Origin of the sequence: Baekduia sp., from assembly GCF_035318805.1 — a bacterium.
In the GTDB taxonomy this organism is placed as follows: domain Bacteria; phylum Actinomycetota; class Thermoleophilia; order Solirubrobacterales; family Solirubrobacteraceae; genus Baekduia.
Genome location: NZ_DATHDY010000110.1, coordinates 20707 through 35228, shown reverse-complemented (window position 1 = coordinate 35228; position 14522 = coordinate 20707). Strand labels below are relative to the sequence as shown.

The following is a 14522-nucleotide window of genomic DNA, read 5'->3' as shown; positions in this document are numbered from 1 at the left end:
CGGGAGCTAGCGGAGCTCGCGCTCCCGGAACGCCCACCACACGCTCACCAGGTCGTCGACCCGGTGCAGGTCTGCGCCAGTGATCTCGGTGTAGCGCCGTAGACGCTGGCGCAGCGTGTTGGGGTGGACGTTGAGCGCCTCGGCGGTGCGCTCGAGCCGGAGGTTGTGCTCGAGGTAGGCGACGACGGAGCGCTCCAGCTCGGCATCGAACTCGCGACCGCTGCGCAGCGGCTCGACGAACGCGTCGACCAGCGCGCGCGTCAGGTCGGGGTCGTTGGCGACGGCGGCGCGGACGGCCATCGTGCGCAGGTCGTGGACGCCGGTCAGGCCGAAGCGCAGCGCGCTCTGGGCGGCGCGGGTCGCCAGGCGGAAGCCCAGCGGCGCGTCGCCGATCGCCATCGGCTCGCTGACGCCGATGACCGCGCGCGTCGTCTCGGGATCGATCTGCGGCCGCCACGGCAGCAGCCCGATGACGTCGCGCTCGAGCGAGGCGAGGACCGGCTCGCGGTCGTCGTCGCCGGTCGCCAGCAGCGCGGTCTCCAGCTCGTCGAGCGTGCCGGGCGGCAGCGTGCGGGCCCGGCAGATCACGTACGGGTGGTCCAGGTCGAGCCCGAGGGACAGGACCTGGTTGGCCAGCTCGTCGGGTCGTGAGCGCCCGAGCAGCACGCCGCGGACCATGTCGACGTGGTGCTGGTGCTCGCGGCGCACGAGCCGCAGCTCGGCGCGGCGGTGGGCGGCGGCGGTCCGGCTGGCGATCAGGTCGCTGAGCAGCCACAACTGCTCGTGGGCCATGAGCAGTTCCGCCGCCTGCGCGCCGTGGGAGCGCGCCCGTTCCGCGACGAGCTCCCAGCCGGCATGGATGCCGAAGCGGATCGCGCGGAGGACCGGCTCGACCCCCAGGCCCTGGCGCGCGCGCCGCTCACCGGTGCGATCGAGCACCCCGGCCTGCGCCTCGGTCGGCATGTGCCGGTCGCGCAGCGCCGGGAACGTGACGCGCACGCTCGTCTGCACCCCCGGCGCGATGTCGGTCGTCGCGAGCTGGGCGTACTCGGGCACGCTGCTGCGCACCGCGGTGACGATGTGGGTGACGCATTCCTGCTCTTGGGCGAGCAGCTCGTTGATCGCCCGGCGGATCGGTTCCCAGCCCTCGCTCACAGTGGCTTTCGACTATGCCCCAACCGGGATGGGAGTGGCAAGCGACAATGTGGACGCGATCGGCTTCGGATGCGCGCTCGCACCTGGTTGCGTGGGCGCTCATGAGCCATCTCCAGGATCCCGCCGGCGCCGAGGTCTCCCGCCCCGACCCGCTCGGGTCGGCCGCGACGTTCTGCCACGCCTTCCAGCAGACCGCCGCGGACCACGCGACCGAGACGGCGCTCCGGGAGCCCGACGGCGGCGAGTCGCTGACCTGGGCCGAGTACGCCGCCCGCGTGCGCGCGATCGCCACGGGCCTCGCCGGGCTCGGCCTGCAGCGCGGCGAGACGGTCGGGCTGATGATGGTCAACCGGCCCGAGTTCCACCTGCTCGACGCCGCGGTCATGCACCTCGGCGGGATCCCCTTCTCGATCTACAACACGAGCACGGCGCCGCAGATCCGCGAGGTGCTCGCGAACGCGCGGGCGCGCGTGGTCCTCTGCGAGGAGCAGTTCCTCGGCCGCCTGCGCGAGGCCACGCGCGAGGGGACGGTCGAGCACCTCGTCGTCGCCGACCGCGACCGCTGCCCGGGCGCCACCACGCTGCGCCACGTGCAGCAGCTCCCGCCACCGGCCGGCTTCGACTTCGACGAGCGCTGGCAGGCAGTGACGCCCGAGGACCTGCTGACCGTCATCTACACGTCGGGGACCACCGGACCGCCGAAGGGCGTCGAGCTGACCCACGCCAACCTGCTCTGCGAGCTGCGCGCGCTGGACGCGGTGTTCCCGCTGCCGCGCGAGGGCGGCGACGTCGTGTCCTACCTGCCGATGGCCCACGTCGCCGAGCGGATGCTCAGCCACTACATGCCGATGCTGCTCGGCTGGCGCACGACGACCTGCCCGGACCCCGCCGGCGTGCTCGGCGTCGTGGCGCAGGTCCATCCGTCCTGGCTCTTCGCGGTCCCGAGGATCTGGGAGAAGCTCAAGGCGGCGATCGAGCCGCCCGCCGACGAGGACGCCGCCATCGCCCTGCGCCAGCGGCTCGGCCTGGACCGGCTGGAGGCCGCGCTGGTCGGAGCGGCGCCCGTCGGCCGCGACGTGCTCGAGTTCTTCCACGGCATCGGCATCCCGATCCGGGAGATGTGGGGGATGACCGAGACCTCGGTCATCTGCACGGCCAACACGCCGGAGCACACGCGCCTGGGGAGCGTCGGCCGGCCGCTGCCGGGCACGGAGGTCACGATCGCCGCGGACCGCGAGATCCTCGTGCGTGGCCCGCTCGTGATGCGCGGCTACCGCGACGACCCGGTGCGCACCGCCGAGGCGATCGACGCCGACGGCTGGCTGCACACCGGCGATCTCGGCTCGTTCGACGCGGACGGCTTCCTGAGCATCGTCGGGCGCAAGAAGGAGCTCATGATCAGCTCGGGCGGCAAGAACATGTCCCCGTCGAACATCGAGGCGGCGATCAAGGCCCACAGCCCGCTGCTCGCCCAGGTGGTCGCCATCGGCGACCGGCGGCCGTATGTCACCGCGCTCATCACGATCGACGCCGTCGCGGCCGCGGCGTTCGCCGCAGCGCACGGCCTGGCCGACCACGCCCCGGCCGACCTGATCGCGGCCCCGGCGTTCGCGTCCGAGCTCGCAGCCGCGGTGGAGCGGGGCAACGCGGTGCTGTCCCGCGTCGAGCAGATCAAGTGCTATCACGTGCTGCCCGACGACTGGCAGGCCAGCAGCGACGAGCTGACGCCGACGATGAAGCTCAAGCGCGCCGCGATCGCGGAGAAGTACGCCGACGTCATCGAGCGGCTCTACGCGTGACGCCGGAGGCGCTCACGCGACGATCGCCGTGGCCGAGGCGGTCAGCACGCCGGTTCCGTCGGCGCGGAGCACCTCGAGCTCGAGCGTGGCGATGCGGTGCTCCGGACCCTCGTCGATGCGCGCCACGCGCCCGACGAAGGCCAGCCGGTCGCCCGGCCACACCTGGCCGGTGAAGCGCACCGTGTAGGACCTGACGCTGCCCGTCCCCACCCAGCGGGCTAGACGGGTCCCGAGCATCCCCGCGTGCAACATGCCCATCCCGAACACGGACGGCATCCCCGCGGCGCGGGCCGCCGGCTCGTCGTGATGGATCGGGTTCAGGTCGCCGCCCGCGCCCGCGTAGCGGACGAAGTCGGTGCGCGTGAGCGGGCCGACGTGCTCGCTGGGCATGCGGTCTCCCACGGCGAGTCGCACCGGCGCGGCGGGGACGATGGGCGCGGTCATGTGGCCTCCCCGGTCTCGATCAGCGTGTCCTGCCGGCGCACGACGAGCTCGTCGCGCTGGTTGTGGAACGTCGTCTCGATCGAGACCAGCGTCATCGCGCCGCCGCGCCGTCCTTCGCGCGTCGTCAGGTCCGTCACGTGCGAGCGCGCGGTCAGCTCGTCGCCGAGGCGCACCGGCGCCAGGTACTCCCAGGACGCCTCCCCGTGCAGGAGCCGGTCCAGGTCGGCGGCGAGCGCGATCGCGTGCTCCAGCGCGCCGTGCTCGCGCCAGTGGTCGGCGAGCACGGTGACGGTCGGCGGCACCGGGACGTCGCCGAGGCCGGCCTGCGTCGCTGCGTCGGGGTCGTGCCAGAGCCCGTCGGGCTCGTGGAAGGCGCGTGCGAGCTCGGCGAGCTTGCCGCGCTCGATCGGGAAGCGCACGGAGCCAAGGTCCTGCCCAACGGCGTTGCGGTCGATCATCGATCCTCCTCGGGGTCGTCCTGCGGGCAAGCCTACACAGAAACAATCAGCAGCGCTGGTTTTTGATAGCTTGGACGTCCCAGTGCCGCGACGACGGCGTCGCGGCCCGACGAAGGAGCCCACGTGCTTGCCGGCAAGGTCGCGTTGATCACAGGAGGCGCGCGCGGGATCGGGCGCGCGACGGCGGAGATCCTCAGCGAGCAGGGCGCTCAGGTGGTCGTCGCCGACCTCGACGCCGATGCAGCGCACGAGGCCGCGCAGCAGCTGCCCGGCGAGGCGGCGGTCTGGGCCGGCGACGTCACCGCCGACGGCGCGGCGGACGCGCTCGTCGCCGCCACGGTCGGCGCCTTCGGCCGCATCGACATCGTCGTCAACAACGCCGGCTACACCGTCGACGCCCCGGTCCACAAGATGACCGACGCCGACTTCCAGGCGATGCTCGACATCCACACGATCGCTCCGTTCCGCATCCTGCGCGCCGCGGCCCCGCATCTGCGCGAGCCGGCCCGTGCCGAGCGCGCCGAGGGCCGCGAGGTGTTCCGCAAGGTCGTCAACGTCGCCTCGCTCGCCGCCTTCGGCAACCCGGGCCAGAGCAACTACGCTGCGGCGAAGTCCGGCGTCCTGGGGCTGACGAAGACCCTGGCCAAGGAGTGGGGCGGCTTCCGCGTCAACGTCAACGCCGTGGCCTTCGGCTTCGTCGAGACGCGGCTGACCCAGCCCAAGACCGAGACCTCGGTCATCGACGTCGGCGGGCGCGCGATCGCCGTCGGCGTGCCGGAGCAGGTGCGCTCGGCGCTCGGTGGCCTCGTCCCGCTCGGCCGGGCCGCGACGCCCCGCGAGGCGGCGGGCGGCATCGCGTTCCTGTGCTCGCCGTGGAGCGACTACGTCACGGGCCAGGTGCTCAACGTGACCGGCGGCCTCCCGTTCGCGATGGGCCCGGCATGACCGGCCGCAGCAGCGCCGCGGCCGCCGGCGAGCGCACCTTCGTCGTCGGCGTCGGGATGACCAAGTTCGACAAGCCCGGCACCAAGGACGGTGACTACCCCGACTGGGCGAAGGAGGCCGGGCAGCGCGCCCTCGCGGACGCCGGCCTGCGCTACGAGGCCGTGGAGGCGGCGTACGCCGGCTACGTCTACGGCGACTCCACGGCGGGCCAGCGCGCGGTCTACGGCCTGGGCACCACCGGGATCCCGGTCGTCAACGTCAACAACAACTGCTCGACCGGGTCGACCGCGCTGCACCTCGCCCGCCTGGCCGTCAAGCACGGCATCGTCCAGTGCGCGCTGGCCATCGGATTCGAGAAGATGGAACGCGGGTCGCTGGGCATGAAGTTCCCGGACCGCACCAACCCGATGGACCGCCACCAGGCGGCGATGGCCGCGCTCCGGCCGGCCGAGGCCGGCCCGTTCGCGCCGCAGATGTTCGGCAACGCGGGCCGCGACCACATGGAGCGCTACGGCTCGACGCCGGAGCACTTCGCGTGGATCGGATGGAAGAACCACAAGCACTCGGTCGACAACCCCTACGCCCAGTTCCAGGACGAGTACTCGCTGGAGGAGATCCTCGGTGCGCGGATGGTCCACGCACCGCTGACGAAGCTGCAGTGCTCGCCGACGTCGGACGGCGCGGCGGCGGCGATCGTCTGCTCCGAGCGGTTCGTGGACGCCCACGACCTCTGGGCCGGCGCCGTCGAGATCACCGGCCAGGCGCTCGTCACCGACCTCGCGTCCACGTTCGCCGGCGACACCGACTGCATGAAGATCGTCGGGCTCGACATGTCACGCGAGGCCGGTCGCCGGGCCTACGAGGAGGCGCAGGTCGGGCCGTCCGAGGTCGACGTCTGCGAGCTGCACGACTGCTTCAGCGCCAACGAGCTCATCACCTACGAGGCGCTCGGCTTCGCCGCAGAGGGCGAGGGACACCGGCTCGTCGACGCCGCGGCGACCACCTACGGCGGCGCCGGCCCGGTCGTCAACCCGTCGGGCGGGCTGATCAGCAAGGGCCACCCGCTCGGCGCGACCGGCCTGGCCCAGTGCGCGGAGCTGACCTGGCAGCTCCGGGGTGCCGCCGACCGGCGGCAGGTCGACGGCGCGCGGGTCGCGCTGCAGCACAACATCGGCCTCGGCGGCGCCGCCGTCGTGACCGTCTACCAGCCGGCCGACCGATGAGCTCCGTCGAGGGCCTCAGCGACGAGCGGCGCGCGCTCGTCGAGGCGGTGCGCGACTTCGCCCGCCGGGAGTGCGGGACGCGGGCGCAGCGCGATCGCGTCACCGCGGACGGCGCCGACACGCACAGCCCCGAGGTGTACGCGAAGCTCGCGAGCCTCGGCTGGCTGGGCGCGACGATCCCCGAGGCCTACGGCGGCGCCGGCGGGACCGTCGTCGACGGCTGCCTGCTGCTCGAGGAGCTCGAGTACGGCCTCGTGCCGGTCTTCGCCATCGGGGTGACGCTGATCACTGCCGCGACGGTGCAGAAGTTCGGCACCGAGGAGCAGCGCGCCGGCGTGCTGGGCAGCGTCGTCGCCGGCCGGCCGAAGGCGATCGCGATGTCCGAGCCGGGCTCGGGGTCGGACGTGGGCTCGCTCCGCACGTCGGCGGTCCGCGGCGACGGCGGCTGGATCCTCAACGGCCAGAAGACGTGGATCACCGGCGCGCACCACGCCGACGAGATCCTCGTCGTCTGCCGGACCGACTCCGGCGCGCCCAAGCACGGCGGCATCTCGATGTTCTTGGTGCCCGCCGACGCGGCCGGCGTGGAGATCCGCGGCATCCCGACGATGGCCGGTCGCGAGAGCAACGACGTGTTCCTCGCCGACGTGCGCGTCGGCGACGATGCGGTGGTCGGCACGGTCGGGGAAGGCTGGTCGCAGCTCATGGCCGGGCTGAACTTCGAGCGGCTCGTCGGGGCCGCCTGGATGCTCGGCGTGGCGCGTCGCGCGTTCGACGAGACGCTGGAGTACGTTCGCGGCCGCCACCAGTTCGGGCGCCCGGTCGGGAGCTTCCAGGCGCTCAAGCACCGGCTCGCCGACCTCGCCACGGAGCTCGAGGCGACGCGGCTGCTGATCTACGACGTCGCCCGGCGCGCCGAGCGCGACCCCGGGCGCTCGATGCCGCGCGAGGCGTCGATGGCCAAGCTCAAGGCCTCGGAGCTCGCCCGCCGGATGGCGCTCGACGGCATGCAGATGATGGGCGGGGCCGGTTACGCGCGCGAGTACGAGATGGAGCACCTGGTGCGCAAGGCGCTGCCGATGACGATCTACGCCGGGACCAGCGAGATCCAGCGCGAGATCATCGGGTCCACCTACGGGCTCTAGGCCTGCCAGGATCCGGGCGATGGCGTCCCGCCAACCCGCACTCGAACCCCAGCAGGAACGCAGCCACGCGACCCGCCAGCAGCTCCTCGACGCCGCGGTCGACGAGCTGCTGGACCGCGGCTACGCCGGCCTGACGAGCACGGGCGTCGCGCTGCGCGCCCGGGTGTCGCGCGGGGCCCAGCAGCATCACTTCCCGTCCAAGGAGGCCCTCGTGCTGGAGGCGGTCCAGCACCTGGCCAACCGGCAGCTGACCGAGCTGAGCGCGCAGATCGAACGGTCGCCGCGCGGCCGCGCCCGGCGCGAGCGGAGCCTGGACGTCATCTTCGAGCAGTTCAGCGGCCCGCTCTTCGCCGCCATCGTCGAGCTCAGCCTGGCGGCGCATCGCGACGAGGAGCTCCGGCGTGTCGTCCAGAAGCAGGAGCGGGCCATGAGCCGCGCCGTCCAGGAGTCGTCGCACCAGATCTTCGGCGACGAGCTGGCGGCGGATCCCGCGTTCGCCAAGCGCTGGGCGATGGCGCTCGGCACCATCCGCGGCATCGCGATGCTCCGGCTCCTAGGACACCCGCCGGCCGGCGTCGAGCGGCAGTGGGCGTTCGCGCGGCGGGAGCTCGTTCGCCTCCTCCCGGGCGATCACGACGCCTGACGGCGCGGACCGGCGTCAACGCCGCGCGGCGCTCGACTGCACGAGCGTCAGCAGGCGCTCGCGGAGCTCGCGCGGCAGGCCGAAGCCAGGGACCTCGCCCGCTCCCTGGCGCCGACCATCAGCCGATGACCGCGAGGCTGGCGCTCGCAGCCCCGATCATCCACACGGTCGTGAGCTGCTCGGCGCGGGGCCGCCAGGACAGCAGGCGGTCGCGCACATCGGCCCCGCGGGTCCCGCGGCTGGCGCGCAGGATGGCCACCACGCTCAGCGCACGCACGCCGCCGTACGCGCCGTAGACGGCGGCACCCGCGGCCGGTGTGCCGCTGAGAAGCGCGCCGACGGTGATCACACTGGTGAGCGTCGATCACTCCGCGTACCTCGCCTGGCAATTGCAGCTGCTCGCCTACAGCCACGCGCAGGTCGGCCAGACGGGGTCCTTCGTGGCCCTGGACCACGAAGAGGTCGTCGAAGGCGACGACTATCCGCCGTACAACCGACCGTTCGCGATCGCGCGCTGGCTCGAGCGGGCGAAGCCGGCCGACGACGATGTCGTGCTCCACGTCGACCCGGACATGATCTTCGTGCGGGCGTTGGACCTCGGGGCGTTGCGCCACCTGCCCGTGGCCGACGATGGCCGCTATCCGCTGCAGCCCTCCGGGGCCGCCGCGCTGCGCCGCTACGTCCGCGCGCCGGACCGGGTCCGCGTCCCCGTCGTCCCCTTCGTGATGCGCGTCGCCGATCTGGCCCGCGTCACGCCGGCGTGGTGCAGCTGGACGCTGCGGCTCCGAGCCGACGACGCGGCCCGCCGTGCGCTCGGATGGAACTGCGAGCTGTGGGCGTTCGCACTGGCCAGCCGCGAGGTGGGACTGCGGCTGGATCAGGGCTACCTTGCCAGCATGCCACCGCTCGAGGCTCCTGCGCGTCCGTGCTTCGTGCACTACGCGTGGAAGACGTATGACTTCGACAAGCGCAGCTACGTGCCGTGGGCGGACCTGCGCGGCGCCCGTCATCCCGGCCACGTCGCGCTGCAGGACACAATCGCCGACTTTCGCGAGGAGCTCGAGGTCGCGTGAGCCCGCTGCGCCTGATCATCGCCGTCGGGATCGTGGCGGCTGCGGTCGTGGCGGCCGCGACGTCGGCCCCGGGGCAGCGCGCCGATGCCGGAGCGAGCGACGGGAGCGAGCAGGTCCTGACGCTCCTGCGCGACGGGCGGCTGCTGGCGATCTCCGCGGCCACCGGCGAGGTGACCGCCGGTATCCGGACGGGCAGCCGCGCCGAGGCGGCGGAAGCGCGCCGGTCGCTGGCGCTGAGCGCCGATGGCCGAACGCTCGCGGTGCTGTCGCCGTTCGGGACCGGGCGCCAGAGCATCTTCGTGGTCGACCCCCAGGGCTTGCGCGTGACCGCCCGCATCGCGCTTCCTCGCACGACGGCCTACCAGGACATCGCGATCGGCCCGCGCAGCGGCCGGCTGTACGTCTTCGGCATCGCGCCGGCGCCGCGCAAGGGGCGCGACGAGAGCGCCGCTCCGACCGTGACGGTCGTCGACCCCGCCTCGCGCAAAGTGGTGAGGTCGCGGAGCGTCCGGGCGCGTGCGGGGCACTACTGGTACATCTTCGACGCGCTGATCTCGGCCGACGAGTCCTACGCCTTGACGTCCTACCACGGGGGCTGCACCCCGCAGCACGCCGGGTTGTGCACGACGGGCGCGGACGTCGTGGAGCTGCCATCGCTCCGGCGGCGAAGCTGCACCGGGGCGGCCAGTGCAGGCGTTGGCTGCCTGTCCAAAGTGCATGGCTTCCTCGACCGCTATGCCGACGGCGCGCTGGCCGCCACCGGGAGCGCCGAGATCCTGCGGCTCGATCGCTCGGCCCGCGTCGTGGGCAGCTACTCCGCCGGCATCGACGACCACCTCCTCCAGGTCGCGGGCGATGCAGCGCACGGCCGGGTGTATGTGCTGGCGGAATGCCTCGGCAGGCGCGGCCTGAGCGTCATCGACGCCGTCACCGGCGAGGCCCACGTGATCGGCCAGGCCGCCAGCCCACGCCTGTGCGGGCATCGCATCGCCACCGCGCCATCCGGCGCGGTCGTGCTGGCTCAGGCGACGCTCAAGGGTGGCCGCCAGACCGATCCACGCCTCCTGCTCCTCGACCCCACGCGCGACCAGGTCATCCGCACCGTCGATCTGCCGTCGTTCCCACTCGACGTGCTCGCCTTGGGGCGCTGACGCTCGGGCCTGGCCTATTCGCCGTCCGCCGGCGCCACCGCGTCACCGCGGCCGGCGACCCGCCACCGCTGCCACGGCCAGACACCGTCCATCTCCACCTCGAGCGAGAAGCTGAGCAGGATCCGGATGAGGACGATGATGCCCAGGACGGCGACGCTCTCGATGGTCGGGTCGACGATGATGGTCCGGACGATGTCGGCGACGATCAGGACCTCGAGGCCCAGCAGGATGCAGCGCCCCAGGTCGCGGCGCAGCAGCTCGTAGGAGCCCTTCGTCGTGGCGGAGCGCAGGGCTCGAGGCAGGAACACCATGAACGCGCCGAGCCCGCCGAGGACCATGATCCCCGCGCCGACGGCCTCGACCACCTTGACGACGTCAGAGATCGTCTCCTCGTAGCTCATCGGTGGCCACCGTACCCCGCCGGCGACGCTCTAGGAGGGCGGGTCCCTAACAGGTCGCGGGTTTCGCCCCCTGGGCGAACACCCGCAAGGGAACCTGGCCCCCTGGGCCAGCGTTCCCCTAGGCCACCGGCAGGGTCGCGACGAACAGCGTGCCGGCGAGCAGCATGAGCGTCGCGAGGCCGAGCACGAACGTGCGCAGCGGTCGCCACGCGAGGCGCAGCGAGATGCCGGCGAAGAAAAGCACGGCGGCGAAGAACACCGTCGAGAGGATGTAGCGGTCGTCGTTGCTCTTCGCCTCGGTGCCCGTCTCGTAGAGGCCGTCGGCCTGCACGTCCAACCGCCGGGCGGCGGCGGCCTCGGCGGACCGGTACTCGGGCATGTACAGGGGCCCGGGGACGGCGTCCGGATTCGTGAAGGGCTTCTGTGCGATCCAGGCGCGGAAGGCCGGAACGAACGCGGGGCGGAACCGGCGCTCGTAGACCTTCGCCAGCTTCGCGTCCCCGCCCCGCTCGGCGTTGAGCCACTCGTCGAAGTAGAGGAGGTCGTCGATCCGCAGCTGCCCGGCGGCCGTGTTCTGCTGCTGGGCCTTGACGCGGACCGCCGACGCGCGCGCGTAGTGCTGGGACTGCTCTCCCGACCAGCGCGCCGCCTGGTAGCCGCTCCATGCCGTGGCGACCGTCGTGATCGACAGGAGCAGCACCGCCCCCAGCTCGAGCCGGCGCTCCATGCGCGACACGGCGGAAGGGTGCTCCTCGCGCTCGGTCAGCTCGTGCGGGACGTGCGCATGGGCGTGGGGCACGCCCACGACGCTCCCACCCCGTCCCCCGCGCCACGTCATCCCGATCGGGCGATGTCGCGCCGGCCCCGCGACGCGGCCTAGGGGTGCCGTAGGCGGCCAGCGAGGCCGAGGCCCACGACGGCCAGCCGTCGCCGCCGGAGGTGGGTCCCCAGTCGCGATAGCGACACAAGTCTCCTACGACGACGCCTGCACGGGCTCCACGACCGCGACGGCCTGCAGCGCGCGGCCGTCCACGCCGCGGACGATCGTCGTCGTCACGACGACGGCGGCTCCACTTGGCCCGCACCGCGCATCGACGCGGTAGCGCGAGAGGTCCCCCCGACGGCCCGCCGTGATCAGGGCGCGCGCGGCTTCGAGGTCGAGCGGCTCCGCGACGGCCTCGAGCGCCCGGCCCAGAAGCTCCTCGCTGCCGACGCCCGCCAGCGCGGCCAGCGCGTCGTTGACCGCGACCACCCTGCCGTCCTCGTCCGTCAGCGCGGCGGCGACCGGCAGCGCGTCGAACGCCATGCGGAACCGGCGCTCGGCGTCGCGGAGCTCCGCCGCGCCGGCGCGCCGCGCGCCGACGTCCCGGCCCACGACGATCCACGCCGGGCGCCCGAGGTCGTCGTCGTAGCGGGACACGACCTGCTCCCACCAGACCGTCGAGCCGTCCCGGCGGCGCAGCTCCATCTCCCCGCGCCAGACGCCGCCGCGCTCCAGCGTCTCCAGCATCTCGGCCGCGATCCCGCGGGGGAGGCGGTCGCTGGGCGCGTTGACGGTTGACACGTGCCGTCCGGCCAGCTCGCCGGGCTCATAGCCCAGCGCGGCGCTCCACGCGTCGTTGGTGTAGATGAACGCTCCGGTGACCGCGCACATCACGGCGATGCCGTCGGCCGCGTGCTGCAGGACATCTGCGTACGGGAACCCCGACGCCTGCTCCTCCGCCGACCACGCGTGGAGGACGCTGAGCGCGCCGACCACGCGCCGCCCGCGGCGGATCGGGTGGGCGCTCACGGCGAAGACCTCCGCCGAGTCGCCCGGGCGGCGGATCTCGATCTCGACCGCCGTCACCTCCTCGCCGTCCAGGGCGCGGAGCAGCGGCAGCTCCTCGGGCGCGAACGCCCGCTCGGCGCCGCGCCCGAAGACCCGGTGCCGTGCGGCCCAGCGGGCGCGCGGCAGCGGCTGCGCCGGGAGACCGTGCAGCTCGCGGGCGCGGCGGTTGGAGCGCACCAGCCCGTCGGACCCGATCGACACGACCGGCTCGGTCAGCTCCTCCACCACGGTCGCCACGAACTCGGCCTCCGCCATCCCTTCGGGGTCGGAGGTCACGCGCCGGCGTCGTCCCAAGCCGCTCATGCCTCATCCTCCCGCACCGGCAGCACGCCCGCCACCAGCGTGCCCGCCTGCGGCGCGGACTCGATCCGCACCGACCCGCCGAGCGCCATGACCCGGTCGCGCACGTTGAGCAGGCCCGTGCCCGGAGGCACGGCGGCCTGGTCGAACCCGCGGCCGTCGTCGCGCACCTCGAAGGACAGGCCGCCCTCGGCCGACAGGGCGACCGAGACCTCCGTCGCCCCCTCGGCGTGCTTGGCCGCGTTCTGCATCGCCTCCAGGCACGCGAAGTACACCGTGCTCTCCACGTCGCGCCGGTAGCGCCCGACGCCGTCGGCCCGGACGGAGGTCGCCACCGGCGAGCGCAGGGCGGCCGAGCGCAGGGCGTGGGGCAGGCCGCGCTCGGCCAGCACCGACGGGTAGATCCCGAGCGCCAGCTCGCGGATGTGGTCGATGGCCTCCTCCACCTCGTCACCGAGCTGGTTGAGGACCGCCTCCTCGGCGGGCTCGCCGCGCCGCAGGCGCTCGGTCTGCACCGCGAGCTTCAGCCGCAGCCCCACGAGCCGCTGCTGCGCCCCGTCGTGGAGGTCGCGCTCGATCTCGTGGCGCGACGCGTCGGCGACCGCCACGATGCGCTCGCGCGAGGCCGAGAGCTCGCTCAGCGAGGACTGCAGCTGCTCGACCAGCCACAGGTTCTCGAGCACCACCACGGCGTAGACCGCCGTGGCGTCGAGCAGCGCCGCGTCCGGGGCGGCGGTGACGTCGTACAGCAGCGCTCCGAGCACCCGATCCTGGGAGCGCAGGTCGATCATGCCGACGTCGTCGCTCGCCGCGGGGGCCACCACCGGCCACCCGGTCGCGTCGGCCCAGCGCACGTCCTCCCCCGGGACGCGGTAGACGATCCGGACGCTCGGGTCCTCCAGCGCCTCCGTGATCGCCGTGGTCAGGTCCGCGGGGGAGGGATGGGCGCTCAGCCGGCCACCGAGCCGCCGCAGGACGCCGGCGACCTGGAAGCGCCGCAGCGCGATCCCGGCGGCGAAGCTGATCGCGACCAGCGGCAGCGTCGCGAGGTAGACCCAGCCGAGCGCGTCGATGGCGGCGCCCGTCACCCCGGCCTCCCGGGCGCTGAGGTAGACCGCGAGCGCCACCGTCCGGAACGCGGCCATGAGCAGGACCGGCCCGAGCGCGAGGGTCAGCAGCCGGCCCGAGGTCTGCGACCGCCGGACCAGCACCGCGAGCACGGCTCCGTACAGGAGCACGGTCGCGACCTCCCGCAGCGGGCGCACGATGTCGTCGACGAAGCCCCACGAGACGATGTCGAACGCGTTGCCCGGGCACCCTTGCTCGCACGAGGTGTACGGGGTCGGAAGCGGGTACTGGTCGAAGAGCAGCGCCGTCGGCAGGTACCCGACGACGAGGAGCGCCAGCAGCGCCTTGAGCAGCCGCTGCTCGCTCGCGGTCCGGACGCGTCCGGACGGGAAGGTCAGCAGGAGCACGAGCACCATGAGGTCCGAGCACCACGCCAGCACGCGCCCCGCGCTGTAGAGGACCGCGTTGGAGGACTCCGCCAGCGCCGTGGTGGACCACAGCAGGCCGGTGACCACCAGCAGGAGCCCGAAGCGGTCGCCGGGGCGGCGCGCCAGCTCCGCGCAGCCCAGCGCGACCGGCACCGCCACGACGACGCCGTGCAGGAGCCCGGCGACGACCTCGCGTTCCGGTGGGGCGGCCAGGACCGCGACGACGACCGCGCCGATCGTGGCCGCCACGCCGGCGCCCGCGAGCGCCGACAGCCCGCCCGGCGAGACGGCGGGCCAGGACCCGCGCGCATACCGACCCCCGAACACCGGCCCCGGGCGCATGACGCGACCATAACGCCCAGGGCCGGAAATGTCCGCTACCGGACTTCTGTCTCACTCCGTATACCGGCGCAATCAGGAGTGCTCAACGACTGGGTCGCGGAGCGACCCGGGGAGGC

General features: G+C 73.4%; 15 protein-coding genes. 7 read left to right on the top strand and 8 right to left on the bottom strand.

The window, feature by feature from the left end; translation table 11 throughout:
• Positions 1–6 precede the first annotated feature (6 nt).
• Positions 7–1155, bottom strand: coding sequence for a helix-turn-helix domain-containing protein (locus tag VK501_RS22555; RefSeq protein WP_324341458.1), 1149 nt, complete (start codon positions 1153–1155; stop codon positions 7–9).
• A 101-nt stretch (positions 1156–1256) separates the two neighbouring features.
• On the opposite strand from VK501_RS22555, the gene VK501_RS22550 reads away from it, so the two are divergent.
• Entirely contained in the window at positions 1257–2954 is a 1698-nt protein-coding gene (locus VK501_RS22550) for an AMP-dependent synthetase/ligase (protein ID WP_324341456.1), read from the top strand.
• Positions 2955–2966: 12 nt separating this feature from the next.
• On the opposite strand, the gene VK501_RS22545 is transcribed toward VK501_RS22550, so the two are convergent.
• Both VK501_RS22545 and VK501_RS22540 read right to left on the bottom strand, forming a co-directional pair.
• On the bottom strand, positions 2967–3398 hold the full coding sequence (locus VK501_RS22545; RefSeq protein ID WP_324341454.1) for a MaoC/PaaZ C-terminal domain-containing protein: 432 nt from the start codon (positions 3396–3398) through the stop codon (positions 2967–2969).
• The gene (locus VK501_RS22540) at positions 3395–3856 is read right to left on the bottom strand and encodes an FAS1-like dehydratase domain-containing protein (protein ID WP_324341452.1); all 462 of its coding nucleotides are present in this window, start codon (positions 3854–3856) and stop codon (positions 3395–3397) included. Before VK501_RS22540 ends, VK501_RS22545 begins: the two co-directional genes overlap by 4 nt.
• A 123-nt stretch (positions 3857–3979) precedes the next feature.
• Here VK501_RS22540 and VK501_RS22535 point away from each other — a divergent pair, with 123 nt between their 5' ends.
• From VK501_RS22535 to VK501_RS22520, 4 genes are read left to right on the top strand one after another with little or no spacing between them, the layout of a single operon-like run.
• Positions 3980–4801 carry an SDR family NAD(P)-dependent oxidoreductase gene (locus tag VK501_RS22535; protein WP_324341450.1) on the top strand — a complete coding sequence of 274 codons (822 nt, stop codon included), beginning with the start codon at positions 3980–3982 and terminating at the stop codon, positions 4799–4801.
• Positions 4798–6024 (top strand): lipid-transfer protein, encoded by a 1227-nt coding sequence (locus tag VK501_RS22530; protein WP_324341448.1) that lies wholly within the window; start codon positions 4798–4800, stop codon positions 6022–6024. Before VK501_RS22535 ends, VK501_RS22530 begins: the two co-directional genes overlap by 4 nt.
• On the top strand, positions 6021–7169 hold the full coding sequence (locus VK501_RS22525) for an acyl-CoA dehydrogenase family protein (protein ID WP_324341446.1): 1149 nt from the start codon (positions 6021–6023) through the stop codon (positions 7167–7169). Before VK501_RS22530 ends, VK501_RS22525 begins: the two co-directional genes overlap by 4 nt.
• Before the next feature lie 19 nt (positions 7170–7188).
• The gene (locus VK501_RS22520; RefSeq protein ID WP_324341444.1) at positions 7189–7812 is read left to right on the top strand and encodes a TetR/AcrR family transcriptional regulator; all 624 of its coding nucleotides are present in this window, start codon (positions 7189–7191) and stop codon (positions 7810–7812) included.
• Between the two features lie 118 nt (positions 7813–7930).
• On the opposite strand, the gene VK501_RS22515 is transcribed toward VK501_RS22520, so the two are convergent.
• The gene (locus VK501_RS22515) at positions 7931–8161 is read right to left on the bottom strand and encodes a hypothetical protein (RefSeq protein WP_324341442.1); all 231 of its coding nucleotides are present in this window, start codon (positions 8159–8161) and stop codon (positions 7931–7933) included.
• A gap of 4 nt (positions 8162–8165) precedes the next feature.
• Here VK501_RS22515 and VK501_RS22510 point away from each other — a divergent pair, with 4 nt between their 5' ends.
• Positions 8166–8885 (top strand): hypothetical protein, encoded by a 720-nt coding sequence (locus VK501_RS22510; RefSeq protein ID WP_324341440.1) that lies wholly within the window; start codon positions 8166–8168, stop codon positions 8883–8885.
• Complete coding sequence (locus VK501_RS22505) at positions 8882–10036, top strand: hypothetical protein (RefSeq protein WP_324341438.1); 1155 nt, start codon at positions 8882–8884, stop codon at positions 10034–10036. Before VK501_RS22510 ends, VK501_RS22505 begins: the two co-directional genes overlap by 4 nt.
• 14 nt (positions 10037–10050) lie before the next feature.
• Here VK501_RS22505 and VK501_RS22500 read toward each other — a convergent pair whose 3' ends face one another.
• The 4 genes from VK501_RS22500 to VK501_RS22485 all read right to left on the bottom strand — a co-directional run bounded on the left by VK501_RS22500 (position 10051) and on the right by VK501_RS22485 (position 14406).
• The gene (locus tag VK501_RS22500) at positions 10051–10437 is read right to left on the bottom strand and encodes a DUF1622 domain-containing protein (RefSeq protein WP_324341436.1); all 387 of its coding nucleotides are present in this window, start codon (positions 10435–10437) and stop codon (positions 10051–10053) included.
• 118 nt (positions 10438–10555) lie between these two features.
• Positions 10556–11236, bottom strand: coding sequence for a hypothetical protein (locus VK501_RS22495; protein WP_324341433.1), 681 nt, complete (start codon positions 11234–11236; stop codon positions 10556–10558).
• A 174-nt stretch (positions 11237–11410) separates the two neighbouring features.
• Entirely contained in the window at positions 11411–12571 is a 1161-nt protein-coding gene (locus tag VK501_RS22490; RefSeq protein ID WP_324341431.1) for a PAS domain-containing protein, read from the bottom strand.
• Positions 12568–14406: a sensor histidine kinase gene (locus tag VK501_RS22485; RefSeq protein WP_324341429.1), complete on the bottom strand. Its 1839-nt coding sequence runs from the start codon at positions 14404–14406 to the stop codon at positions 12568–12570. The genes VK501_RS22490 and VK501_RS22485 overlap by 4 nt, the downstream gene beginning before the upstream one ends.
• Between the last annotated feature and the right edge of the window lie 116 nt (positions 14407–14522).

Bases quoted from the DNA above. Each gene is read 5' to 3' on its own strand.
- VK501_RS22550 (WP_324341456.1), top strand. From the start codon at position 1,257: ATGAGCCATCTCCAGGATCCCGCCGGCGCCGAGGTCTCCCGCCCCGAC.
- VK501_RS22545 (WP_324341454.1), bottom strand. From the start codon at position 3,398: ATGACCGCGCCCATCGTCCCCGCCGCGCCGGTGCGACTCGCCGTGGGA.
- VK501_RS22540 (WP_324341452.1), bottom strand. From the start codon at position 3,856: ATGATCGACCGCAACGCCGTTGGGCAGGACCTTGGCTCCGTGCGCTTC.
- VK501_RS22530 (WP_324341448.1), top strand. From the start codon at position 4,798: ATGACCGGCCGCAGCAGCGCCGCGGCCGCCGGCGAGCGCACCTTCGTC.
- VK501_RS22525 (WP_324341446.1), top strand. From the start codon at position 6,021: ATGAGCTCCGTCGAGGGCCTCAGCGACGAGCGGCGCGCGCTCGTCGAG.
- VK501_RS22520 (WP_324341444.1), top strand. From the start codon at position 7,189: ATGGCGTCCCGCCAACCCGCACTCGAACCCCAGCAGGAACGCAGCCAC.
- VK501_RS22500 (WP_324341436.1), bottom strand. From the start codon at position 10,437: ATGAGCTACGAGGAGACGATCTCTGACGTCGTCAAGGTGGTCGAGGCC.
- VK501_RS22490 (WP_324341431.1), bottom strand. From the start codon at position 12,571: ATGAGCGGCTTGGGACGACGCCGGCGCGTGACCTCCGACCCCGAAGGG.
- VK501_RS22485 (WP_324341429.1), bottom strand. From the start codon at position 14,406: ATGCGCCCGGGGCCGGTGTTCGGGGGTCGGTATGCGCGCGGGTCCTGG.